Annotated in this window: 16 protein-coding genes; 9 read left to right on the top strand and 7 right to left on the bottom strand. The window is 45.0% G+C overall.

What is annotated here, in order from left to right:
- Nucleotides 1-151 precede the first annotated feature (151 nt).
- Together ALT761_RS19850 and ALT761_RS19845 are read left to right on the top strand one after the other, a co-directional pair.
- Nucleotides 152-649 (top strand): RNA polymerase sigma factor, encoded by a 498-nt coding sequence (locus ALT761_RS19850; RefSeq protein ID WP_129740708.1) that lies wholly within the window; start codon nucleotides 152-154, stop codon nucleotides 647-649.
- On the top strand, nucleotides 642-1,238 hold the full coding sequence (locus ALT761_RS19845; RefSeq protein ID WP_129740484.1) for a hypothetical protein: 597 nt from the start codon (nucleotides 642-644) through the stop codon (nucleotides 1,236-1,238). The genes ALT761_RS19850 and ALT761_RS19845 overlap by 8 nt, the downstream gene beginning before the upstream one ends.
- A 136-nt stretch (nucleotides 1,239-1,374) precedes the next feature.
- On the opposite strand, the gene ALT761_RS19840 is transcribed toward ALT761_RS19845, so the two are convergent.
- Nucleotides 1,375-5,244, bottom strand: coding sequence for a translocation/assembly module TamB domain-containing protein (locus ALT761_RS19840; RefSeq protein ID WP_129740483.1), 3,870 nt, complete (start codon nucleotides 5,242-5,244; stop codon nucleotides 1,375-1,377).
- Entirely contained in the window at nucleotides 5,241-7,058 is a 1,818-nt protein-coding gene (locus ALT761_RS19835; protein ID WP_129740482.1) for an autotransporter assembly complex protein TamA, read from the bottom strand. The genes ALT761_RS19840 and ALT761_RS19835 overlap by 4 nt, the downstream gene beginning before the upstream one ends.
- A 335-nt stretch (nucleotides 7,059-7,393) precedes the next feature.
- On the opposite strand from ALT761_RS19835, the gene ALT761_RS19830 reads away from it, so the two are divergent.
- Nucleotides 7,394-9,379, top strand: coding sequence for an alpha/beta hydrolase family protein (locus ALT761_RS19830; protein WP_129740481.1), 1,986 nt, complete (start codon nucleotides 7,394-7,396; stop codon nucleotides 9,377-9,379).
- Between the two features lie 196 nt (nucleotides 9,380-9,575).
- Nucleotides 9,576-10,823, top strand: coding sequence for a multidrug effflux MFS transporter (locus ALT761_RS19825; protein ID WP_129740480.1), 1,248 nt, complete (start codon nucleotides 9,576-9,578; stop codon nucleotides 10,821-10,823).
- An 84-nt stretch (nucleotides 10,824-10,907) separates the two neighbouring features.
- On the opposite strand, the gene ilvC is transcribed toward ALT761_RS19825, so the two are convergent.
- Nucleotides 10,908-12,386 carry a ketol-acid reductoisomerase gene (gene ilvC, locus ALT761_RS19820; protein ID WP_129740479.1) on the bottom strand — a complete coding sequence of 493 codons (1,479 nt, stop codon included), beginning with the start codon at nucleotides 12,384-12,386 and terminating at the stop codon, nucleotides 10,908-10,910.
- Between the two features lie 154 nt (nucleotides 12,387-12,540).
- Between ilvC and ilvY the strand changes: the two genes are divergently transcribed.
- Nucleotides 12,541-13,407 carry an HTH-type transcriptional activator IlvY gene (gene ilvY, locus ALT761_RS19815; RefSeq protein ID WP_129740478.1) on the top strand — a complete coding sequence of 289 codons (867 nt, stop codon included), beginning with the start codon at nucleotides 12,541-12,543 and terminating at the stop codon, nucleotides 13,405-13,407.
- A gap of 108 nt (nucleotides 13,408-13,515) precedes the next feature.
- On the opposite strand, the gene ALT761_RS19810 is transcribed toward ilvY, so the two are convergent.
- On the bottom strand, nucleotides 13,516-15,030 hold the full coding sequence (locus ALT761_RS19810; RefSeq protein ID WP_129740477.1) for a YifB family Mg chelatase-like AAA ATPase: 1,515 nt from the start codon (nucleotides 15,028-15,030) through the stop codon (nucleotides 13,516-13,518).
- 90 nt (nucleotides 15,031-15,120) lie between these two features.
- The gene (locus ALT761_RS19805) at nucleotides 15,121-15,735 is read right to left on the bottom strand and encodes a trimeric intracellular cation channel family protein (protein WP_129740476.1); all 615 of its coding nucleotides are present in this window, start codon (nucleotides 15,733-15,735) and stop codon (nucleotides 15,121-15,123) included.
- 447 nt (nucleotides 15,736-16,182) lie between these two features.
- On the opposite strand from ALT761_RS19805, the gene ALT761_RS19800 reads away from it, so the two are divergent.
- Genes ALT761_RS19800 through ilvA form a run of 3 tightly spaced genes read left to right on the top strand, consistent with a single transcriptional unit; the run spans nucleotide 16,183 to nucleotide 20,538 of the window.
- Nucleotides 16,183-17,115 (top strand): branched-chain amino acid transaminase, encoded by a 933-nt coding sequence (locus ALT761_RS19800; RefSeq protein WP_129740475.1) that lies wholly within the window; start codon nucleotides 16,183-16,185, stop codon nucleotides 17,113-17,115.
- 34 nt (nucleotides 17,116-17,149) lie between these two features.
- Nucleotides 17,150-19,000, top strand: coding sequence for a dihydroxy-acid dehydratase (gene ilvD / locus ALT761_RS19795; protein WP_129740474.1), 1,851 nt, complete (start codon nucleotides 17,150-17,152; stop codon nucleotides 18,998-19,000).
- Nucleotides 18,997-20,538, top strand: a complete 1,542-nt coding sequence (gene ilvA, locus ALT761_RS19790) for a threonine ammonia-lyase, biosynthetic (RefSeq protein WP_129740473.1) — start codon at nucleotides 18,997-18,999, stop codon at nucleotides 20,536-20,538. The genes ilvD and ilvA overlap by 4 nt, the downstream gene beginning before the upstream one ends.
- 193 nt (nucleotides 20,539-20,731) lie before the next feature.
- Here ilvA and plsB read toward each other — a convergent pair whose 3' ends face one another.
- On the bottom strand, nucleotides 20,732-23,179 hold the full coding sequence (plsB, locus tag ALT761_RS19785; RefSeq protein ID WP_129740472.1) for a glycerol-3-phosphate 1-O-acyltransferase PlsB: 2,448 nt from the start codon (nucleotides 23,177-23,179) through the stop codon (nucleotides 20,732-20,734).
- Between the two features lie 145 nt (nucleotides 23,180-23,324).
- On the bottom strand, nucleotides 23,325-23,879 hold the full coding sequence (locus tag ALT761_RS19780; RefSeq protein ID WP_232043504.1) for a GNAT family N-acetyltransferase: 555 nt from the start codon (nucleotides 23,877-23,879) through the stop codon (nucleotides 23,325-23,327).
- 209 nt (nucleotides 23,880-24,088) lie between these two features.
- Here ALT761_RS19780 and ALT761_RS19775 point away from each other — a divergent pair, with 209 nt between their 5' ends.
- A complete protein-coding gene (locus ALT761_RS19775) occupies nucleotides 24,089-26,203 on the top strand; it encodes a TonB-dependent receptor (protein ID WP_129740471.1) in 2,115 nt (704 codons plus the stop codon).
- Nucleotides 26,204-26,353: the final 150 nt, after the last annotated feature.

Raw genomic sequence — 26,353 nt, 5'->3', positions numbered from 1 at the left:
ATGTAATTTTTTTCGCTAACCCTAGACTACACAAAATAAGCACGAATGATTTCTGTCATCACATGCATGTAAGAAAAGTAAATGAGTGGCTTTTACCGTCATAGTTGGCAATGCAGCGCAGTTAATAATAAGAAATACTGAGGACGAGAGATTGGGGCAAGGGTTTGAAGATGTGTTTGCGCAGTACGGCAGTCTATTAAGCCGTGTCGCAAACAGTTACGAGGCTAACCATGCGCTACAGCAAGAGTTGCTACAAGAAATAGCCATAGCTGTGTGGCAGGGGCTTACTCGTTTCAAAGGCGATAGCAGTGTAAAAACCTATATTCTAAAAATAGCCCATAACCGCGCCGTTACTCATGTGGCCAATCAGGTGAAGCGCATCGACACCGACGAGTACAATGATGACGTTGTTATTGAGCAAGCGTCGCAAATTTCCCCTGAAACCGCCACCAGCCAGCAACAATCGCTATCGCGATTACTCGTTAAAGTACGCGCTCTCGCGGTACAGCCACGCCAAGTACTTACCCTTTCTTTAGAAGGCTTATCTTACGATGAGATTGCGGATATATGCGGCCTCACTAAATCGCATGTAGGGGTTATTTTAAAGCGTGCTAAAGCAAGTGTATTGGAAGGAAACTCTGATGAATGATAACAACAAAAGCGCTGATAATAGCAGTGACAAAGACCTCAGCGCGCTATGGCAAGCCCAACCCGTCTCGAATGTAGATGTGGATGAGGTGAAAAAAACCTTTAAAAGCCAAACAAGAAAGCAGCGACTTTACATAATGGTAGATTGTCTCTCACTTATCCCGATGGCATGGATGTTTATATATTACTGGAGTGAATTTCCTCCACTGGTACGCATACTCAATGTTGGTCTTATTGTTTTCATTTTACCGTTGCTAGGCTATCAGCTTTGGCTTAGAAGAGTAGCTGCGTTTGGTAGTAATGCGCAAACTAACAATCATCTACAACAACTGAAAAAGCAGTTTAAAAACAATGCGCGAATTGCATTTATCAACAAACACTCTGCATGGTTAGCCGTACTGATTGTTATTGCGTTTAATACCATATTCACCTTGGCTAAGGCGGCTGAAGAAAGGGAGTATGGGGTAGTGCTGTTGGTAACGGCAGTCACCGCTGGCATAATGGCAGTGTGGTATGTTTGGGCCCATCGCAGACAAAAACAATTTGAAAAAAAATTAACGGCATTAAATGATATGAGTGATGGTGACTAGCCTTTCGTGAAAGCTTATTGAATGGATGCCAACCAAAAAAGGCCATCAATAACGATAGCCATTTTCTTATTTAGTTGAAGCGTGGCGCACTCTATTGATGAATAATACTGGGCTGAGCCTGCCGCCCTCGTCAATATTAGTTATCTAATGTATCGCTATTCGCGGCTTTTGGAGTGGCAGCTTCGCCGTTAATGGCATCGCTGCTTGCGTTGTTTGCATTGTTTGCGTCGTTCCCGTCCCCTTCATTTTCACTATCACCTTCATCATCATCTTTTTCTTCACCTAAGAAGAATTCATAGTATAAATCTAGGGCGAATTCAGGCTGATTTTCAATGGTGGTTTGTACCGCTTCTAAAAATAAACGAGGCAACAAGCGGTATCGCAATGCTAAATCGGGTGGATCTTGCCTACGGCGAACGGTGCTGCTCGAGTCATTGTTCTTCAACCCCACATCCACGTTATATTCAGCCGTTAATCGGTCATTAATCTGGCCGGTTACTGACAGTTTGTTCTCGTTAGTGCTTAAGCTGAAATCATCAATACCCAAGGCATTGCCTACTTGGCCTGTTAAGGTTTTGGTATTTGAAAGCCCAAAACCTACCAATAAGGCAGTGTAGTTAGGATCTTCGCTTTCAGCGTCAGGCCCCGACCCTGTAAGTAAGTACGAGAGTACGTTTTGCTGATCCATGGCGGGTTCAGAGAATAAATTAATGCTGGGAGAATCGGCTGCCCCGTCTATCCTAATACCGGCAATTACATCATCGTCAGTTTTATCTGGGTCGCGAATGGCTTCAATCAGTAGCATTGGTTGATCGATAGGCCCATTAAACTGCACTTCACCCGTTTGAATAACAAGCTGCTGCCCATAAGCGTTATAGCGGCCGTTGAGTATTTGCAAATCACCAAAGCCCACCAAGGCGGGTTGGTTATTCACTTTTACACCACCGTGTAAGCTCGCGGTTAAACCAAATGCTTCCAACTGCACTTCACCGGTTTTCGCCTTGTCGATATTGACCATCACAGACGCATGTACGATATCAAGGGGCTCCTCTTTTGGGGGTTCGCCGCGAAGATGAACGTCTTTAGACGGTGACACCGCGCTTTCAGGCAGTGACTCAACTTCAATACGCGCCCAAGGTATATTTACACTGCCTGTTACATCAACCTTGTCAGCAGTAGCCGCTACTTTTAAATCTGGCGATACCCGTAAACGCATGTTTGGTTGGCGCACCTCAAATTTGTCACCTTTCAAATTAATGTTCGCGCTTGGTACATCAGACCAATTGAGATCGCCGTTTAGCGCCCCTTTACCCCCGCCCAGCAAGAACGTGCCGTCGAAGTTGGCTTGTTGGCCGTTTAACGTAATTGATTGGGTCCAGCTCTCTAATGATACCGGTGTGTCTTGAATATCAATGGCGCCGTTTTCTATTTGTAGTTTTCCGGATAGTTCGGGCGAATCTACAAACCCCGCCAAGGTGATATTTCCATTCATAACACCCGTAAGTGTGCGAATGGCAGGAGACAGTGGTTTAAGCGGGGCTACGTCTATATTAACAACCTCAAGATTACCACTAATGGGTTTGCGGGTTTCAAAGGGAGACGTATTTACATTTAGGGTCGCATTGCCTAAGTCTTCACTGGCAATAAGCGACTTAGCTTTAAGTTCACCTTGCTTAAAAGTACCGGTTGTTTCTACAGAATTAATCGTTATTGCTAGGGGGCGCTCTTTTCCTAACTGCCATGTGGCAGGCGATAAAGAGGCCGTAAAAGTGGCATCGATAGGATCGGCTTGAGAATATTGCCCTTGGGTTTTCACTGACAAGGTTGCCGGTGCGGCTGCCGCTATCATATCTGGCGCAAGCTCGTGCGCCCACAAGCCAACGGGCAATGCCTTGGCCCATACATTCCACTTCGCTTTGTTTTCTTGGTAGTTCAAGCTGGTGATGCAAAGCTCACCTTCTTCTCTTGAATGCCAGCAGTGTTCGCCCACGTTAGCACTAAAGGGAGCAGTGTCTACGTTTAACGCGAAAGGAGATGACAACGCCCACTGCATATTGGCGAGTTTTAATTTGCTCTGCTCAATTTTTCCAGCCCAAGTATTGTCTTGCCATTTTCCTGCAACGCTTAGGGCAACACTATGCTCCGGTAAGGTCACATCGAGGTCAGCCTTATGGTTTGTGTATGAGCCGTCAATGACAAGCTTGCCGTTGATTTCGCCTTGTTGGGCTGCTGCATTTGAAAGTGCAGGCGACACCGCAATTTTTGAAAAATTAATTGCGCCTTTGGCAACGGGGTTAGTCCATGGGCCTGTGGCTTTTATATTGCCAGATATCGCCCCAGCTACTTCCGGGTAAAGGTCGGCAATGGCAGCTATATCAAGGCCGATATCAGCATTAACGTAACGCTTATTAAGTAGTTGCCCTACCACATTAATTTTGTTTTCGGCTTGTTCAACGGCCAAAGAGGCAACCAATAAATCGCTTGGACCTGAGTACACAAAAGATCCTGCCACCGAGAAGGGTTTGTTTTGCAAGATGCCTTTAAGATCTAATTCCCGAATACTGACTTGGGGGCCTTTTTCTGTGTACTGCATCACACTGGTAAAACCGCCCTCTAATTGCTCTGGCGCGTACTTGGAAAACTGAACCCCTGAGACATTGGTAAAGGTGGTGTTTCCTTCCCAAGAAATAGCCTCATCTAAATACAAGGTACCGGTATTACTAATACTGCCTTCCAATGCTTCAATTTTGGCTTCGTTCACGTAGATATTGTGTTCTTTTAGCACCACATTTAGCGCTACAGGTACCTTGCCGATATCCGGTAAGGTAGCGGCTGCGCCGCCATCTAGAATATAGTCGCCCATGGTGCCGTTCAACGTTAGCGCACCATCATGCAAGGTGCCCGACTCCATAGTGGGTAAGGGTTGTTCCTTCCACGTTGCGCTAAATGAAATGGGTAGGTTGTCACTAAGTACATCGGCTGACAAATTCACTTTTGCATTCATCGCCCCTTCAGTTTTAAGGTCAGCTTCAAGCGCTGCTAACGACCCTGATGCTTGAAAGTCTACTTGCTGCTGGTTGTCGCTCATCATACCGCTACCGTTCAGTGAAACTGATAACGGATAGGCACCATCTAGGGTGATGGCAATGTCGCCATTGAGTGTTCCTTGAGGGTGTTCCACATTTAAATTGGCCAAGGACACACTGGCATTCGCAAATTCAAAATCCTCAAAGGCAAATACCGATAAAGTTTGGGCTGAATCGCCTTGATTCAATGTGCCATTTTTCAATGAAAACTCATCAATACTTATTGGAATAGGCGATGAAATCGTCGGCAGTTCTGGGGCGGTGTACGATAGCGAATAGGACTTTGGCAGTGATTTTTTCGTGGCACTATTGTCAGTACTACTTTCAGAAGCAGCATCATCCTTGTTTGCGTTAGTCGAAGAGGCTGTAGCTTGAGCGGAAGTGTCGGTTTGATGGAGGGTTACGGCCAAATCTTCAAGCGATAGCGATGAAATCGCCAGCGTCTCGTTACCGAAGAAGTCATCTAAGTTTAATTTCCCTAGTTCAACCGTCTGCCCCGACATTTTTAGTGTAAAGCGCTTAACTTGGGCTTGGTTGACCTCTATAGGTAAAGGCAGCGTCAAACTTCCCGTTTCTTCGGTTGATTCAGTTTCTGGGGTAGCGCTTAACTGCTCAACAACAATATCGTTGGCGTTAACTTCATTCACGCAAACTCTAGGTTCAAAAATACAGCGCCACGTGACATCAAGGTACGCATAGTCAGTTTTTACTCGCCACTGCGCATTTTCCCACTCAACTTTTGTAATAGTGAGATTGTCGGCCAGGCCGCCCTCAATGCTTTCAATACTTAGCCCACTCACTAGGTTATTGGCAACAAGGCGAATGGTTGGCCCACCCAATGGGCTTATTAATAAACCGTAAACAAACACCACGATAAGCACAGGCGTTAATAGAATGGTTGAAACTGTGCGCTTTTTCATAACTCAGGCCCCAACATCAGATGCACCTGCCATGTCTTTTCATCTGGTGCAAATCCGCGAGCTACGTACACGCGCACTGGGCCTATAGGAGACAGCCAATGAAAGCCGGAACCCACACTGTAAGTTAATGTGGTATCTAAATCATTGGTTGCCGTACCCGCATCAGTAAAGGCGGCAATACGCCAATTTTGTGCAATGCGATAAGCATATTCCACACTGGCAGTGGCTAAGTATTTTCCACCAATGGCAGCATCGGTTACTGTATCACCCGTTTCAGGGTTGATAACGTCTTCTGTGGGAGATATTTCTCGGTAGTCAAAGCCGCGAATGCTTTGATCACCACCAGCATAAAATCGCAGTGATGTCGGAACTTGCGAAAAGTCATTGGTTTTAATTGCGCCAAGTTCGCCTCGAATAGAAAACCGATGTACGTCGGAAAAGGTACGAATGACCATGCCTTCCATTACAGATTTTACGATATTGATGTCAGAGCCAAGATTATCTCGCCCTACTTGGGTCAAAAACTGAAAATAATTGCCGTTGTTAATATTAAGGTCGTTATCTTTGGTGATATAGGTAATAGAGTAGCCCGGCAGTATCAGTGACGTTGTGGTGTTGTCAGTCTCACCTTGATCGTAGGTTTCTCGTAAATAGGTAATAGAGCCATCGTGTTGCCAAGGCGAATGATCTTCTTGAAAATAACGGTGAGCCGCAAGTGATAAGGTTTCACTTTCAATAGATGTGTTGCTGTATTCAATAAATTGATAACCCGCTTCAAAGCTAATGTAATCTTTAGTGATGTTCTGCATCGGAATGCGATAATCTGCCGTAACCGATTGCTCAGGTTGAGAGATAAAAATATCAGAGGAAATCGAATGACCGCGATCATTTACCCATGGGCGCTCCCAGCCTAAAGTGACTCGAGGGCCGGTATCGGTAGCAGCACCAATAGAGACATCAAACGCATCTCGGGGGCGATGTGCTAGCGAAATTTCAATCGGGACATTCAGCCCTTCAGCGTCACTTACTACTGGCCGGGCAATAACGCGGTTGAAGTACCCTGATTGATTTAACGAACGGTTGAAGTCAGACAACTTTGCTGAAGAATAAGGCTCACCTTCTTCAAACGGAGTTAGTCGTTTAATAATCGCTTTTGCTTTGTCTTCCCCAATAAATTTCAATTTACCAAAGTTATAACGAGAGCCACTTTGGGCTATGAGCAGAATATTAGCTTCTTTTTCTTCTCTAACTAAATCTAACCGCGTGGCCTGCCAATAGAAATCAAAGTAACCATGAGATAGGGCATAATTGAACATCGATGACTTAAATGACTCGTAAACGGGCTGATTAAGTACATCTCCTTCTTTAAGTGAAAACGCATTAAAACGGCTTCTAAAGTCGCTATCTTCTCGGCCTACACCGATAATTTCCCGGGTGACCTTTGATACAAGAAGAGGGTCGCTAAGTGAAACGGTTACAACGACCTCATCGTCCTTAGTGACTTCTACCGTTGCATTGCTATTGTAATAGCCAAAGGGCTGCACAGCGGTGGCTACTGTAGCGATAACTTCATCTTGCCAGAATGGGTCATTCAGTAGCTCAGTTTCTACGTCTAAATTGTTCAAGTGCAGGCGAATATTATCTTTAAGCTTGTCTTGCTTTACCCCATTGATTTTATAGGTAACTGCATGAGCAGAGGCGATGAAAATCACCAATAGGCACAGCGATAAAAATCGAAGAGCGTACCCTTGGTAGCGCCGGGGTTTAATACCCGTTAGCGGCGTTTTTAAAGAAGATAGAAAGCACAGTGGCATTGAGAAATGCGATTCCTTGTAGCAAAAAAAGAGACGGCGCGGTTTCAGCCTTTACGAAAAAAGGGGGCGCTAATATGATACGAGATAAGCAACACAGCATCGACGATGCTGATAATACCATACCCCTTTGTATACTGTGTATTTAGTAAAAAAGCACAACTAAAGTACAGGTTAATGTTAAGCACTTTGTAGTGTAATGTTTTGTCTGAATGTAACCAATTATTACAATTGAACTTTCTTTTTAAATTATAAAATGTTGTATAGTGGTAGAAACTTCGAGCTAATCACAGGATGAATAGTTCAATAAGGGTTTATTAATAAGCAAAGGAAAATATATGCGCTGTCGTTTGTTCTCGTTTATTCACTCAGTTACCTCTTTAGTGGTTTTATTTTTATTCAGCTTAGTCAGCGCTTGTGCACTAAGTGACGAAAATACCGCCGAGCCAGCAGAAACTGTTTCACCGCCTCTTCCTTACACCGTATTTAGTGCCCTACCCGCTTACCGAACTCCTGCGCTGTCGCCTAAAGGCGACAAAATTGCGTTTGTGAAAAACGTTAATGAACCCGACGAGCTATCGGTGTTAGCAACTTTTGACCTTACTACAGGTAAAATTCACTATCTTATTCATTCCGATAATGAAAAAGTTAAGATCAATTGGTACCGGTGGGTTAACGATGAGCGGATAGTTATTAGTGCTCGTTATGAAAGTCGTCGTGGTAACACGCGGGTTTATGATACTCGTCTACTCGCTATGAACTTCGATGCGCAAGGCGAAAAACCTAAACACCTTTTAGATTGGCGAAGACTGAAACGAAGAGCGGCAGACCCTAATCGTGTCCCCCAATTTCAAGACAATGTGATTGATTGGCTACCTGATGACCCTGAACACATCTTAATGGCCATCGATGTAGAAGTTTTCGCCCTTCCCTCTGTATTTAAAGTGAATGTCTATACTGGCAGCACCACAAGATTGGAGCGTGGGAAGCGCAGTATCAGAGACTGGGTAGTTGATCGACAGCATAATGTTCGCGTGGGCATCACGCTAGATTATGACAGCGGTGAGCGCCACGTATTACTTAAAGAAGATGATACGTGGCGTACCCTGTTTAGTTACAATGCAATGAGTGAAAAAGGTGAAATGCCTCTCGGGTTTGGTCTTGATCCCAACATTCTTTACTATCGCGGTTACAAGGGTGACTACAAAGCCTTGTTTACGCTAAACCTAGAGACCAACGAACACACAGAAATTTTCTCTGATGAAGGCTATGACGTTAATGGTAGCTTAATTTATTCGCCCGCTACACAAGATGCTATTGGTATTCGTCACGATGGCCGACATTATTGGGATGAGCGTTATGTTGCCCTGCAAAACGGCCTCGACGAAGCGCTAGTCGACTATACCAATACGCTAGTTAGTTTTAGCCGTGATGAAAAAAAATACATTGTTTATTCTGAGTCAGACACTATGCCAGGCGCCTATTTCATAGGTGATCGAGATAAAGGGTCACTAGATTTCTTGTTTCAGCAGTACCCTCAAATAGAAGAGGGCATGTTAACCGAGCATAATTTGGTGACCTACACAGCCCGCGACGATATGGAAATTGAAGCTTACCTAACTCTGCCGAAAGGAGAAGGTCCATTTCCAACGATCATTCATCCACACGGTGGACCCGGTGCGCGAGACTTTAGTGGTTTCGATTACTGGACCTCGTATTTTACAAACAAAGGGTACGCCGTGCTTCGTCCTAACTTTAGAGGGTCGGAAGGTTACGGCTTCGACTTTGCGCAAAGCCAGATGAAAAGCTGGGGTTTGTCGATGCAAGATGACATTACCGATGCAGCAAACTGGATGGTTGAGCAAGGCTATGCCACTAAAGACAATATGTGTATTGTTGGCGCGAGCTATGGTGGCTATGCTGCGTTAATGGCAGCGGTGAAAACCCCTGAATTGTTTCAATGCGCAGTCAGCTTTGCCGGTGTGAGCTCGTTAAAGCATATCGTTATACACGCCAGACGCTTTGTAAATTCAGACTTGGTGAAAGACCAAATTGGTGATGACTTTGACGACTTGGAATCGCGGTCTCCTTATTACAATGCAGAAGGGATAAAAACGCCCATTTTATTGGTACATGGCGAAGAAGATCGCATCGTTAGACCATTGCAAAGTCGTTACATGGCCGACGAACTAGAAGATTTAGATAAAACATTTAAATATGTCGAGCTAGAGTCGGGCGACCATTACTTGTCTATACAGGGTAACCGTCATCGCTTCTTTGCTGAAATGGATACATTCTTAGATAAGTATCTGAAAACAGAATAAACCTTTTTTCACACTGTACGCTTAAAAAAGCCAGAGCCGCCAAGTTCCACGACCAAATCGTGTGAAACTGGCGGCTTTTTGTTCATCTTTACGTTACACTTCTGCCCATTCAGCGTGCAATTATGATGCACTAACGTAGCAATCATCACACTGAGCAACACAACTTCTACCCCCTTCTTCGTTAAATAGAGAAATTATGTCCCATTCAAGCGAGACCGCGCCTAATGCTGGCCAGCCTCAAGGAAAGCCCCCTTTAGGGTTAATTGAATTTGTAGCACTGATGGCTACCATGACATCGTTGGTGGCGTTAAGCATTGACGCTATGCTGCCTGCACTACTGCAAATAGGTGAGACGCTAAACGTAGACGAGCCGCACCATACCCATCTTATTGTGACTGTTTTCTTTATGGGAATGGCCTTTGGGCAGATGTTCTTCGGTCCATTTGCAGATAGTCGTGGTAGAAGGCTTACCATTTTGATCGGGCTGTTTATTTTTGCGATTGGTACTTTTGTGTGCATGTCGGCGACCAATTTAGAGACCATGCTGGTGGGCCGTGTGATACAAGCCTTTGGTGTGTCAGGACCGCGTATTGCCGCAATGGCGATTATTCGCGATTTGTACGTGGGCGACGCTATGGCGCGGGTGATGTCATTTATTATGATGGTGTTTATTCTTGTGCCTATGATAGCGCCTATGGTGGGCCAAGCAGTAATGACCTTTTTTGGGTGGTTTCATATTTTCACCCTATTTTTGGTTGTAGCAACCTTAGCGGGTACATGGTTTTTCAGTCGCCAAGGCGAGACTTTGCCACGATATAAACGCAGGCCGTTTTCATTTAAGCAGTTTTACTTGTCATCAAAATTTATCCTTACTCATGCAACGGTGATGGGTTATACCTTCGCGATGGCGGGTATTTTCGGTTCATTTCTGGCGTATTTAAGTGCCTCACAAACCATTTTTCAGGTGTATTACGGTGTAGGCGATATGTTTCCTTATATATTCGCAGTGCTGGCATTCTCGATTGGTTTAGCGTCTTATTTCAACGGCACCATGGTAATGAAATTCGGCATGCGCCGCTTGTGTCGCTTTGCCCTTAAAGGGGTTAACGGGTTTGCCGTTGTCTATCTTGCATTATTGCTCGCCTATGATGGGTTGCCGCCACTTGTGCTTACCATTGTTACCATGTTTGTTGGTTTCTTTTTTGTGGGTATTTTATTCGGTAACTTAAACGCACTTGCCATGCAGCCATTAGGGGATATGGCAGGGCTTGGTGCTGCTATTATTGGTTCCCTTTCAAGCCTGTTTTCTGTGCCTATTGCGCTGTTCGTAGATAGCTTTTTAGACGGTAATTTATACCCCATAGGCATTGGCTTTTTTGTCTTCTTTGTATTGGCTTATTTTGCGGTGAGATATGCAGAGCGGGTTCGCGAATGCGGGGAATAGGAAAAAACAAGCAGGCATAAAAAAGCCCGACCAAATTGGTCGGGCAAGAGGGCTTATATAAAGCACCTAACGACAGAAACTGTCCTAACCGATGATGGCTTTCATGTCAGTCATGTAGCCACGCAGGGTCTTACCTACTTGCTCAACACCGTGAGTGCGAATAGCTTCGTTAATATCAACAAGGCGCTTGTTTTCAACCTGATTAGAGGTTTCTGACAATCCCTTACCAATAACTGAAGTATCGATAGTAGGCATAAATTTCTCACGCAAAATTGGAATTGCTGCATTCGCAAACAAGTAGTTTCCATATTCTGCTGTGTCTGAAATTACCACGTTCATTTCATACAAACGCTTACGCGCGATGGTATTAGAGATAAGTGGTGTTTCATGCAGTGATTCGTAGTACGCAGACTCAGGTAAGATACCCGCTTCAACCATTACGTCGAAGGCCACTTCTACACCGCACTTGATCATGGCAACTAAAAGGATGCCGTGGTCAAAGAATTCTTGCTCGCTGATTTCACCTTCGTAGACAGGTGCGTTTTCAAAACCAGTTTCACCGGTTTCTTCGCGCCATCTAAGTAGGTTAGCATCGCCGTTTGCCCAATCTTCCATCATAGTGCGAGAGAACTCACCGCTAATGATGTCGTCTTGATGCTTTTCAAACAGTGGGCGAAGCATGTCAGTAAGTTGTTCTGACAAATCGTACGCTTTCACTTTAGCTGGGTTTGATAGGCGGTCCATCATGTTGGTTACGCCACCAATTTTAAGTGCTTCAGTAACAGCTTCTAAGCCGAACTGAATAAGTGCACCAGCATACGCTGCGTCAATACCGTCAGCGGTCATTTTCTCAAAGGCAAGTACTGCAGCAACTTGTTGCATACCACATAGAATGGTTTGCTCACCCATAAGGTCAGATTTAACTTCAGCTACGAACGAAGACTCAAGTACACCTGCACGATCGCCACCTGTTGCACTTGCTAACGCTTTAGCAGTATCCCAACCCTTGTTTTCAGGGTCGTTCTCAGGGTGAACGGCAATCAGAGTTGGTACACCGAAACCACGCTTATATTCTTCACGTACTTCTGTACCTGGGCACTTAGGTGCACACATAACCACCGTAATATCGCTACGGATTTGTTGGCCTTCTTCAACAATGTTGAAGCCGTGTGAGTATCCAAGTGTTGCGCCTTTTTGCATTAACGGCATTACCGCTTCTACAACGCTTGCATGCTGCTTATCAGGCGTTAGGTTGTATACCAAGTCAGCACTAGGAATTAATTCCTGATAGGTACCAACGGTAAAACCATTGCTAGTAGCACGTTTGTAAGAGTCACGTTGCTCTTCAATGGCTGCTTGACGCAGCGCATAAGAAACATCTAACCCAGAGTCACGCATGTTCAAGCCTTGGTTAAGACCTTGAGCACCGCAGCCTACAATGACAATTTTCTTGCCTTTTAAGAACTGACAACCGTCAGCGAATTCTTCGCGTGCCATGAAGCGGCAGCGGCCAAGCTGATCTAGCTGCTGGCGTAGCGATAGGGTATTGAAATAATTAGCCATAAAAATTCCGAACAACATTCATTTTCGTCATTATCAACAACCAACCGTGGCGTTGACGACCTCGTCTATGACGACTTGCTACGCAGATTAAGGGATTTCTTTTGTTTTGGAAAATGATATATTTGCAAGATAATATTGCAATAAGTGAAACACTATGGATTTTCGTAGCCTTCAATTGTTTACACACCTTGCCACCAGCCTACATTTTGGCGATACCGCGCAAGCTATGTATGTGTCGCCTTCTACGCTAAGCCGCGTTATACAAAGGCTAGAGGATGAATTAGGTTGTACCTTGTTTAAGCGTGACAACCGTAAAGTGGCGCTTACTCATAGTGGTCATAAACTGCTTTCGTTCTCTACCCAGTCTTTAAAAGACTGGCAACAATTGAAGATAGACTTGCGAGAAGACAGTAATTCATTGCAAGGAGAGATAAGTTTGTTTTGTTCTGTAACGGCCAGTCAAAGTCATTTGCCTGCTATATTGCGTCAGTTTAGGGCACAGCATCCTGGTGTGGATATTCGCTTAATTACCGGCGACCCTGCACTAGCGATAGATAAGGTAAAGCAGAAAGAATGTGACTTATCGATAGCTATTTATACGCCTGACTTGCCTACAGACTTACATTTTTCCCCTTTAGATAACGTACCTTTAGTGCTGATTGCGCCGCGAGACTGGCGGTTAACCCAATTGACGCAGGTAGATTGGACTAAACATCAGGTGATCATGCCAGAGCATGGGCCTACCAGACGCATTGCTTACCACTGGTTTGCAGAGCATGCTATTAGGCCAAATGTGTATGCTTCGGTTGGAGGTAATGAAGCCATTGTCAGCATGGTGGCGTTAGAATGCGGTGTGGGTTTTGTGCCCAAAGTGGTGCTTGATCATTCCAGTATGGCGAGCTTGGTAACCCAAATTCCAGTTGATGATATTGAGCCCTATGGACTAGGGCTATGCTGCTTGCAAGATAAGCAAAACGAGCCGCTTATCAACGCGTTTTTACAATTGGAAATGGCTCCCTGATCTAATTAATGATGAGGTGTTTAGAGATTTAAGCTACAAATAAGCTTGGACGATAAAGGCTAGGCATTAAGCTTTCATGCTACTTGCTGTTGAGTATCACCTAATGGGCTACTGACTACTGAGCTGCTTAATTAGGGTATCCAATGCGCGGTAACCTAGCGCTTCGGCTAAATGGGCGCGAGTAACCGTAGGCTGTTCTGACAAATCTGCCAGTGTCCTCGCTACCTTAAGGGTGCGGTGGAATACCCGCATCGACAAATTTAATTGCTTAGCAGCTGCTTGTAAAAAGCGTAAATCGCTATCGGTTAGCTGACATAAATCAGCAAGCTCTCCCGCGGCAAGCTGTGCATTGGGCTTTCCTTGGCGAAGAAGTTGCACTTCTCTTGCCCTTAATACCTTTTCTCTGGCATCTAACATGGAGTCAGACTCAGAATTTACTGGTGGTGATAAATCGTAACTGGCAAGCCTGGGTACTTCTACTTGTATGTCTATTCTGTCTAATAAGGGGCCAGACAGCCTATTTAAATAACTCAACTGCTGCTGTGGGGTCAAACGGTTGTCGTCAATATCCCCGGTGGGGCTAGGGTTCATAGCCGCAATTAATTGAAAATTGGCGGGGTAAGTAGCGCTCGCCATCGCCCGCGATATATGTACATCACCGGTTTCCAATGGCTCTCTTAGTACATCTAATGCGCGGCGGCCAAATTCCGGTAACTCATCTAAAAATAATACCCCATTATGCGCTAACGAGATTTCGCCAGGTACAGGCTGCGAGCCACCGCCGGTAAGCGCTACAGCAGAGCTTGTATGGTGTGGGCTGCGCATGTGGCGCTTTAAAAAACGCTCTACATTTAAATTTTCCCCTTTTACCGAATGAATGGAGGCTACTTCTAAGGCTTCTTGTTCAGTCATGGGGGGTAATAGGGCAAGTAACCTACTGGCTAGCAAACTTTTTCCCGTCCCTTGAGGGCCAACCATAAGAAGATTATGGCTACCCGCTGCCGCAATAGTTAAAGCACGTTTGGCTTGTGTTTGGCCAATAATATCATCCCAACCCATACTACTAGTAGAGGAAGAACACGAGCTAAAGGGCTGACCTTTATTAAGTTTTTTATTATTCGCCAAATGCTCGTAAACCGATAAAAGATCAAACGCTGGGTAACGAGTCGCGTAGGATACTAACGAGGCTTCTACATCGTTAACCCCCGGAAAAACAAGGGGTGTGTCATCGTCGGCTGCTGCAATTAAAACAGGAACAAGGCCACTTACTGGCTTAATTTCACCGTTTAACCCGAGTTCGCCTACAAAGGCGATGTTGAGTACGCTAGTGTCAGGGAGATACCCTGATGCCACCAAAATACCTACTGCAATGGGTAAGTCGAAACGCCCACCATACTTAGGAATATCAGCGGGGGCTAAATTTACGGTTATACGTTTAGCGGGAAAATCGAATCCACTGTTGATGAGCGCACTGCGCACCCGCTCTCGGGCTTCTTTTACACTGGTTTCTGCCATACCTACCAACTGAAACGCCGGTAAACCATTGGCCAAGTGAATTTCTACTGATACCTCGGGGGCTGCCACGCCCTGCCCCGCAAAGGTTTTAACTACTGCCATGCTCATACTTTGTTGCTCTTGAAGGAAGTACCTTAAAGGGAATACTTTAAGTGAGCATGGTAAAAGCTGAAACTGTACTTAAGGCAAGAAGAAGGACTAATTTTCGTTATAGAAGACCGGCATTTCCCAGTGCCAGCGCAAGGCGCCTAACCGCATTAATACCGTGGTTGCAAGGGCAACTGCACCGCACCATTGGGCCTCAAAGCCAAGATACATGGCGAGACCGTAGGCCATTCCCCCCACAATACAGGTCGTTGCGTAGAGTTCCCCGCCTAAGACTAATGGTACTTCTCTACATATAACATCACGTAACAAACCACCAAATACCCCTGTAATGGTTCCCATGGCAATAGCCACTGCAATACCTGTGTCATTGGCTAAGGCCTTTTCAATACCCACTACATTAAATAGCGCTAATCCAAAGGCGTCAGCAATAAGCAAATAGTGATAAGGGAAGCGCGGACTAACTCGTAACCAAATGATAGGAATAAAAGCAGCAATCAGCGTGGTGTACAGGTAATCGTTATCGGCAATCCAAAATACAGGCACATCCAACATCATGTCTCGCAATGTTCCGCCACCAATGGCGGTGGCACTTGCCAAGACAATAACGCCAAACCCATCCATTCGTTTTTGGTAGGCCATTAGGGTGCCAGAAATAGCACACACTGCTACCCCTGCTAAATTTAACCAGTGAAACCAGTCTATCATTGTATCGCGATACCCTTATTTATCTCGTGAAATACGCGTTTGAGCCGCAAAATACTTGATTTTGGCAACGGTTTCATGCTATTTCTTTGCGCATATTAATCGTGTAACGGCCAATTCACGTTTAATTGGGGTGAAAAAGCCATAGCCCTATTGTACAACCATTCATTTTAGCATTCATCCAAGGAACTGGGTGGTGCTCGTCAATTAAATCTTTAAACTCAATGGCATAAGCTCATTTTGTTTACTAGATGTCCTTTGTTTTTACGACAAACGACAGTGTTTCAATGTCAGTGATAAAGCACAGATGCGTAAATTTATGTGTCCGCGCGTCGCGTATTGCATCCAGCGTATTGGGCGCTCGCGCACTGTCATGTATCATTCGTCTCGGTATTAATATTTCCGCGATACGCGGTTCGGGCTTTACGCTCAATTTTTGAAGGATTACTCATGGCTAAGCAACCTGCCGAACATATTTGGTTTAATGGCGAACTGAAACATTGGAAAGACGCTACTGTTCACGTAATGACGCATGCTATTCATTACGGTTCGTCTGTATTTGAAGGTGTACGCGCATATAACACGCCGGATCAAGGCACTTGTGTTTTTCGTTTAAACGATCACAACCGTCGCTTGTTCGATTCAGCGAAAATCTATCGTATGACCATTCCATATACGCTAGATCAAATTAACCAAGCTACCCTTGATATCATTCGTGAGAACAAATTGAAATCAGCGTACATTCGCCCTATCGCGTTTTACGGTGATATTGGTATGGGACTTCAAGTGCCGTTTGGTACAGAAGCTGAAGTTGCCATTGCTGCATTTGAGTGGGGCGCTTACTTAGGTGAAGAAGCCCTTAAAAATGGTGTAGATGCAGGTATTTCTTCTTGGAACCGCTTAGCAGCGAACACTATGCCAACTGGTGCTAAAGCCGGTGGTAACTACTTGTCTTCACAGCTTATTTCGATGGAAGCCCGTCGTCATGGCTATGGTGAAGGTATTGCCCTTGATACTAACGGTTACATTAGTGAAGGTGCAGGCGAAAACATTTTTGTTATTCGCGACGGCATTGTGATTACTACGCCTAAAACTGCAGCCATTCTTCCAGGTATTACTCGTGATACGTGCATGACGCTACTTAGAGACAAAGGCTACGAAGTTCGCGAAGAAAACATTCCTCGTGAAGCTATGTATTTAGCGGATGAAGTCTTCATGTGTGGTACCGCGGCAGAAGTAACGCCAGTACGCAGTGTAGATGGAATTGAAGTAGGTGCGGGCGGCCGTGGCCCAATCACCAAAGAAGTGCAAGATATGTTCTTCGGTCTTTTCAACGGTACTACTGAAGACAAATGGAACTGGTTAACACCGGTCTACAAGTAATTAATTTAGCTATTTATTAAACGGGAAGGATTTTATGCCCAAGTTACGATCTGCAACGACTACGCAAGGTAGAAATATGGCCGGCGCACGCGCTCTATGGCGTGCAACGGGAATGAAGGATTCTGATTTCGGTAAACCTATTATTGCTATTGCTAACTCTTTCACGCAGTTTGTGCCGGGGCATGTGCATCTAAAAGACATGGGTCAATTAGTGGCACGAAGCGTTGAAGCCGCCGGTGGTGTAGCAAAAGAATTTAATACTATCGCGGTAGATGATGGTATTGCTATGGGCCACAGTGGCATGCTTTACAGCTTACCTTCCCGTGAAATTATTGCTGATGCAGTAGAGTACATGGTGAACGCGCACTGCGCCGACGCCATTGTATGTATTTCAAACTGCGACAAAATTACGCCAGGAATGTTAATGGCGTCATTGCGCTTAAACGTACCTGTTGTGTTTGTATCAGGCGGTCCGATGGAAGCGGGTAAAACTAAGCTTTCTGATCAAATCATCAAACTCGACTTAGTGGATGCCATGGTAGCCGCTGCCGACGATAAAGTGAGTGACGCTGATACCGACGAAATCGAACGTTCTGCATGTCCTACCTGTGGCTCATGCTCAGGAATGTTTACTGCAAACTCAATGAACTGCTTAACGGAAGCTCTCGGCTTATCGCTTCCGGGTAACGGTTCAATGCTAGCGACCCACGCTGACCGTGAAGGTTTGTTTAAAAAAGCAGGTTCGCAAATAGTAGAGCTATGTAAACGTTATTATGGCGACGATGACGAAAGCGTGTTGCCACGTAACATTGCTAACTTTAATGCCTTTGAAAACGCCATGAGCTTAGACATTGCCATGGGGGGTTCAACTAACACCATTTTGCATTTGTTAGCAGCAGCAATGGAAGGTGAAATACCTTTCACTATGAACGACATCGATAGACTGTCACGTAAGGTTCCCCACCTTTGTAAAGTGGCACCGTCTACCCCGAAATACCATATGGAAGACGTACACCGTGCAGGTGGCGTATTAGGTATTTTGAATGAATTAAACAAAGGTGGCTTACTGCATGGTGATGCAAACCATGTGTTAGGTAAGACGCTGACTGAAGTCATTGCAGACTGGGATATCACCAACCCAGACAATGCCGACGCGATTAAATTTTTCCGTGCAGGCCCTGCCGGTATTCGTACTACCCAAGCATTCAGCCAAAGCTGTCGTTGGGATGAAGCAGATAGCGACCGTGAGAATGGTTGTATTCGCTCAGTTGAAAATGCCTTTAGCCAAGAAGGTGGCCTAGCCGTGTTATACGGTAATGTGGCCGAAGATGGCTGTATTGTTAAAACCGCTGGTGTTGATGACTCTATCTTGAAGTTCACTGGTACTGCACGCATTTACGAAAGCCAAGATGATGCCGTTGCCGGTATTCTGGCTGACGATGTGAAAGCGGGCGATGTGGTCTTTATTCGTTACGAAGGCCCACGTGGCGGACCGGGTATGCAAGAAATGCTGTACCCCACTTCATACTTGAAGTCGAAAGGCTTAGGTAAATCGTGTGCGTTAGTTACCGATGGCCGTTTCTCGGGCGGTACTAGTGGTCTATCGATTGGTCACTGCTCGCCAGAAGCTGCCAGTGGCGGTGGTATTGGTTTAGTTGAGCACGGCGACAAGATTGAAATTGATATTCCAAATCGCAGTATCAACATCGCTATTAGCGATGAAGAGCTCGCAGAGCGTCGCGCGAAAATGGAAGCCAGCGATAAGCCTTGGCGTCCGAAAGATCGCGTTCGTGAAGTATCAACATCATTGAAAACCTTTGCTGCATTGGCCACCAGTGCGGATAAAGGCGCAGTACGTGATGTATCGAAACTGGAAAATCTATGACCGTTAGCGATCACGACTATTTAAAGAAAATTCTATTAGCCCCTGTTTACGACGTAGCCGTAAGCAGTGAGCTTTCTTACATGTCGTTGTTGTCTGCCGAATTAGGCAATGAAATATTCTTAAAGCGTGAAGATCAGCAGCCGGTAAAGTCATTTAAGTTACGTGGCGCTTACAACCGTATAAGTTCGTTAAGCGAAGCACAGCTTAGTGCCGGTGTTATCGGTGCTTCAGCGGGTAATCACGCACAAGGTTTGGCGTACAGCGCTAGGCGCAAGGGCATTCAGGCCACCATTGTGATGCCTGAAACTACCCCTGATATCAAAGTTGATGCAGTACGTCGCTTTGGCGGCGACCATGTAAATGTTGTCCTTCACGGCACTAGCTTCGATCAAGCTAGTGGTCACGCGAAAGCGCTTTGTGCAGAACATGGTTACACCTTTGTACCGCCTTTCGATGACCCTGATGTTATTGCGGGTCAAGGAACCGTTGCACGGGAATTGCTAGAGCAAAACCCTAACCTAGATATTTTATTTGTTGCGGTAGGCGGTGGCGGTTTAGCGGCCGGTATTGCGGTTTACTTAAAGCAATTAAAGCCAGAGATTAAAATTGTTGCCGTTGAATCGGAAGAGTCTGCTTGTTTTGCCTTAGCGCAAAAAGAAGGCTCGCCCACCGCGCTTGAAAACGTAGGTATTTTTGCCGATGGCGTTGCCGTTAAAGTGATGGGGCAAGAAACCTTTAGGCTGTGCAATCGCTTAATTGATGAAACCATGACGGTAAGCAACGACGAAATCTGTGGTGCCATTAAAGATATTTTTGATGATACCCGAGTTATTGCTGAGCCTGCAGGGGCGTTGTCTGTAGCTGCTATTCGAAAGTATGCCAAGCAGCACGACCTTACGGGTAAGAAGCTAGGCGGCATTTTATGCGGTGCCAACATTAACTTTCATACTTTGCGTTATGTGTCTGAGCGCTGTGAACTTGGCGAACAAAAAGAAGCTGTATTCGCGGTGAAAATACCCGAGCGCAAAGGGGCATTTAAGCAGTTTTGTGAATGTGTTGGCGCAAAGGCCATTACCGAATTTAACTATCGTTACGCGAATGATGACGAAGCCCATATTTTCGTTGGGGTTAAATTAAAAGGCGGCCAGCAAGAGTTCTTAAGCCTGCAAAGCGACTTAGAAGATAAAGGCTACCAGTGCTTTAACTTAACCAATAACGAATTAGCTAAACTACACGTTCGTCACATGGTAGGTGGAAGACCACCGGCCATTCTAAACGAGCAAGTGTTCAGCTTTGAATTTCCAGAGCGCCCTGGCGCATTGCTAACCTTCTTAAACACCTTAGGTGAATCGTGGAACATTACTTTGTTCCATTATCGCAACCACGGGGCAGCAGAAGGTTTAGTGTTGGTTGGGTTTGATATTGCCCCTGAAAGCCGAGAGGCTTTCAATGAGCATGTTATTGAACTTGGCTACAAAGTAGATGAAGTCACAGAAGATCCTGCCTATAAGTTCTTCTTGTCACAACCATCTAAGTAAAGAGCAAACCGTTTTCGCTTTACCTCGCTTCAAGTTAAGCATGGCTTACCTTGGGGCGAGGTAAAGCGTATTCCAAATCAATAAAAAAGCCGAAACGATGTAACGTTTCGGCTTTTTTGTGTCATCGATAACAGTCTCTTCAGTGTGCAGCCGATTATCGAGTAGCTAGCTGCATTCCAATCGACGAAGTAAACTAGTTATGCAATACCACATTCTCAAGATGCTGAGTCATTTCAGGCCATACTAGTGCCATCACGTCTTCGCGAAGCGCTTCACACTCTTCAGAGTATTTCAGGCTTCCATCTTCAGTAGAATCTAACCAATGGTTATCTTTTAACGCACTAATAAAGCTAGACAGTACGTTCTTATCGTAAAACTCTGGGGAGCTTAACCCATAAAGGGTAGATAAACGCTCTGCCACTTGGCGACTGGTGCGTTCGAGTGCCCCGCGACTAATCACTTTTTCTTTATCCAAAATAGTCAGCACTACCGCGTAACGCTGCAAGGTTTCTTGCATGCAGCGGCTCAATAGCCATGCTGAATGAAATTGCTTTTGCTGAGCATCTGGTGGAAGTAAATCACCTTCTTTGACTCGCAGAAGACCTTGGTCGACTAATGCATCAATAAGCGCATCGGTATGAGTAAGGGCTTCGTCTTGAGACAAGTGTAAAAATAACTCGCGTTGAAGTAGTGGGTATAACGCAGCAATTAACTGAAATACTGTCGCTTTACTTGTGCCTTTATGAGCAAATACACAGGCCATAATTAAGCCCGGCAATGCAAATAAGTGCAAAATATTGTTGCGATAGTAGGTCAGATAAACCGCTGACTTAGGTTTGGGGCTAATTAACCGACCATAGTCGTCTTCTTCAACCTCAAACTTGCCAAGCTTCAAGGTATCGTCAAACAATTCCTTCGCACTAGCATCAGGTATGGTGGCATCGGCACTGAAAGGCACATTCTTGAACAAACTAATAAAGTCGCCCATCGCTTGTTTAAGCTCAGACTCACTCATGGTTTGTGTTTTCGATGACAGCAAACACAGTGACGTTAGCGCCATGCCATTAACCGCTGCTGCACGATTAATTCTGGTCATTACATTGTTAGCCAGCTCGTTTACCGCTGGCGTTAACCATGCCGGCTTTTTCTCTGGCTCAGCATCACGGCAGTCACGCCAATTTGGCACATGGGTTTCCAAAAATTGATTCAGCTGAATAGGCTCACCAAAGTTTACATAACCATGACCGTAGTTTTTAAGCTTGCGAATAGCCGAGAACACTTGCCAGTTCGATTCTTTTTGCTTCTTAGTACCCTTAAGCTCATTCAGGTAACTTTTCACTTCCATCACGTTTTCGTAACCAATATAGACTGGCACCAAGCTAACTGGCCTGTTTACCCCTTTCAGCATGGCCTGAATGGTCATGGCTAGCATGCCTGTTTTGGGCGGTATGAGTCGGCCAGTTCGGCTGCGGCCACCTTCAGGGTAATACTTAACTGAATAGCCTTTATTGAAAAGTAACTCTAAATATTCGCGGAACACGGCGGTATATAGCTTATTACCTGCAAAGCTTCGGCGTAAGAAAAAGGCACCACCACGGCGGAAAATCTTACCCACCGGCCAGAAGTTTAGGTTAATACCGGCGGCAATGTGAGGGGTTACCATACCTTCATGATAAATCACGTAGGTCAGCAAAAGGTAATCCATGTGGCTGCGGTGACAAGGCACGTAAACAATCTCATGGCCGTTTGCGGCTAATTCTCGAATACGTTCAGAGTGGCCAACACTAATACCATTGTAAATTTTGTTCCAAATGCGAGTAAGCAGTCGGTCGCCAAAACGTATAAGTCCTTCGCGGTAATCAGCCGCTATTTCGGTAACGTATGATTGCGCTCTGTCTTTCGACGCTTCATGAGTAATTTTTTTACTGCGCGATTCCTCAGCCATAGCGCGGCGCACGGCATCAGAACCTAGTACGCTGTTGTTCAACTCTTGGCGCTCCAACAAGGTAGGGCCAGTCATGCTTTGGCGTTTACGCTGAAAGTGAGTACTTGCTACACGTACTAACTTGTGTGCAATGCTTTTATCACTGCCATGTTGATTTGACATGGCGCGAGCCGATACCGCTTTTGAGTAATTAATAAAGTTATCGCGGCCTAAAAACATCACAATAAAGAGTTTTCTTAGCCAACTTGGCGCTGCATTGTCGGCAATAAGATCGGCTAACCCTGGCGTTCCTCGGCCAGGCGCTCGGCCCCAGGTTACAAACACCGGAACCACTTGAAGATCTAATTGATGATGATCTCTGTGCAAATGAAACAAGTCAGTAAATACATCTTCAATACCCGTATCGTCTGCTTGTGAACGAAATATCGGCTGGGTTTTACGCAAAAACAATGTAGAAGGGTATTCTCTACCCGCCAACGTAAGCGTATCAGTCGGGCTCGGTAGGCCTAGTGCTTCTGTTGACATTCTAAGCGCTAATTGATCGGTTACCGAGTTTGCTGGAAGCAAGTAAACGATGGGCTTCGACTTATCAATGCCAAGCTCAGTTTCTACGTTTACGGGAATGCTGTGGGCTTTAACCAGCAACTTAACAGGATAATGAAATAGCGACAAAAGGGCTTTTCGCATCCACGACATGAATTCTGTAATCCTATGAAATTAAAACGGGAGAAGTGTACCACATCTCATGCAAAGTCTTGCAGAGGGCGTGGGGCTGTTTGAAAGCATCATTAGTATAAATCGTCGCCATAGCATATTGATTGAGCGTCTTTTTACTCACCCATCAGTTGGTGACAGTACCTTTATAATACATTGCCACGTCGCAGCGTTCATAAGCACAACCAAATTTTTGCATGATTTCTTCACAATGAACAAAGCCATTTTTCTCATAAAGATGAATGGCGGCTTCGCACTTCTTATTGGTTAAAAGAAATAGTGTATTAAAAGCAATGGCAGGGGCGTGATTCAACACATGCTGTAACAAGCCTTCCCCTACTTTTAATCCTCTGGCTTCACTGACCACTCCCATCTTAGTAAGTTCGAATACTCCTTCTCCTTTTTTCATTAATGCGCATGTACCTACAATGCCAAAGTCGGGATGTTCAGCAAACCAAATATATCCGCCTTCGTCGATAATGTTGCGCTGCGGGTAACCAATAACAGCCTCATCAATACTCTCTAAATGAAACATCTTGGTTATCCACTCTCTATTTATGCGGTCGAAATGGGGGGCCAACTCGGGGGTATAGTCGAGGTAATGCAACATGATGGTATTAATACTCTGATTAAGCATAGCTAGAAGAAGGTTTACTTTATGCCTTAATCGCAAACTTGTCATCTTGACGTAAATTCCATTGAAGGTACTGAGCCCATTCGAAAGGCCGGTTTCAATAAACTGTCTCGTTAAGCTGACGGAGGCATTTATAACAAAAGTTTAATTTTTATTAATACACCTTTTAATTACCAAAAAATCTGACTAGAATCCGTTCTAAATAAGAATATCTATCATTTTCAATACTGTTTGGATTATCACTCGAGGAGACTTGCTTGAAACTTGGTAAAGCAACTATTTCTACTGCTGTTCTATTAGCACTTTATGGCACATCTGTTTTGGCTCAAGAAAATATAACTGAGTCAGAAGAAAGTGTTGAGCGTATTACTGTACGCGGCGCATTCTTTGGCCAACAAGTCGCCACAGCGGTTAAAACCCCTACACTATTAGTTAACGTGCCGCAGTCAGTATCTGTTGTAAGCGCAGAACAAATTTCAGAACAAGCATTGTTTAGCATTGCTGATGTTATGCAATACACCCCAGGTGTGAGCATTGGCTTGGGTGAAGATCATCGCGATCAAGTGACTATCCGTGGTCAGAACACCACTGCGGATTTCTTTGTTGATGGTCTTCGTGACGACGTTCAGTACTTTCGCCCGCTATATAATTTAGAGCGCGTTGAAATATTGCGTGGCGCGAACGCGCTTTTATTTGGCCGTGGTGGTGGCGGTGGCGTGGTTAACCGTGTGACTAAAGTGGCCAGTAGTGCAGAAGATTTCACCACTTTGTCAGCAGGTATTGATACCTTTGGTGCGGGTTCTATTAGTGTAGATACCAATAAATCCATAGATGCGAACAATGCTTTTCGTTTTAACGGTGTGTTTGACAGTATTGATAATCATCGTGATTTTAAAGATGGTGAACGTTACGCCATTAACCCTACCTATACATGGATGGCTAACGACGACACCACGGTGGTTGCATCTTACGAATACGTGAACGATGACCGTTTAGTCGATAGAGGTATACCTTCATTAGATGGTGCGCCGCTAGAAGGCTATGACGACACCTACTTTGGTGATCCAGATTTCAACAATACTACCCTTGAAGCACATATTGCCCGTGTTCGAGTTGATCATGCACTATCGCAGAATTGGAACTTGAACGGTACCGTTCAGTTTGCTGACTATGACAAAGCTTATCAAAACTTGTACCCCGTTAATTTTGACGCTGATGCAGGTACGGTTACGTTAGACGGTTATCGCGATACCACTACTCGTGAGAATGCGTTGGTTCAATTAAACCTTATCGGGCAGTTTGCAACAGGTGATATCAACCATACCTTACTAACAGGAATGGAGTACGGCAGCCAAGATACAGAAAATGCTCGTCGTGATGCATTTTTTGCAGACAGCCAAGACGACCAAGTATCCTTTGTGTTTAGCGACCCATTGGTTATTCCTTCAATGACGCTGACAGACCCAGTAAGAGATCGTGCGTCAGACGTCACCTTTACCTCAGCGTTCGTGCAAGATGAAATTAAGCTTAACGAGAATTGGATTGTGGTTGCCGGTCTTCGCTACGATAATTTTGATATCGATGTGGTAGACAGTATTGAAGTAGCTAACGGTGCCGACGATGGTAACAGTGGTTTTCTTTCAAGCTCTGATTCACAAGTGTCTCCTCGTGCAGGCCTAATTTACAAGCCAGCAGAATCAGTTTCGATTTACGCCAGTTACAGCAAATCGTTTTTACCTCGTTCAGGTGATCAATTCCTTTCCTTGTCGCTTACAAGCCAAGCGCTGGAAGCTGAAGAATTTGAAAATAAAGAAATTGGCGTTAAATGGAATTTCTCTGACTCACTTAGCGTAACCGCGGCGGCATTTGAAGTTGAACGTGAAAACGGCACAGCGCAGGATCCTAACAATCCAGAAGCGTCTATTTTAACTGGCACCGAAACCAAAGGTTTTGAAGTGCAAGTGGTGGGCAAGCTTTCAGAGCGTTGGGTAATAAATGCTGGGTATAGCAACCTTGATGGCGAAGAAATGGGCCGCATTGTAGACGGCGCACTGGCAAATCGCGACTTAGCACAGCTACCAGAACACATGCTGACGTTATGGAACCAGTATGAAGTTAACGATAAATGGCGTGTTGCATTAGGCGTGATTTATCAATCTGAGCAGTATGCCTCTTTAAATAATACCGTTGAGTTGCCTGACTTTGTTCGCGTAGACGCTGCAGTGTATTACGATTACAGCGAAGACGTAAAACTTCAGCTAAACGTGGAAAACGTATTCGATGAAGACTATTTCCCGTCAGCACACAACGACAACAATATTGCCACCGGCGAGCCGCTTAATGCGCGCGTGAGTTTGCAATATAAGTTTTAATACGAACAATCAAAGTCAATACTCAAAGCGGCCCAATGGCCGCTTTTTACATTAAATTTAACCCATTTCGAAGTTTTTAAGCATATTTTTATTGTTCAAATAATATCACTAGGGTATTTTTACCCCCGAAAAATAAAAATCAAGGACGAT

Source organism: Alteromonas sp. 76-1 (assembly GCF_900654235.1).
In the GTDB taxonomy this organism is placed as follows: domain Bacteria; phylum Pseudomonadota; class Gammaproteobacteria; order Enterobacterales; family Alteromonadaceae; genus Alteromonas; species Alteromonas naphthalenivorans.
Note: the sequence above shows the minus strand (reverse complement) of the source record. Positions and strands in the feature narration are given on the sequence as shown.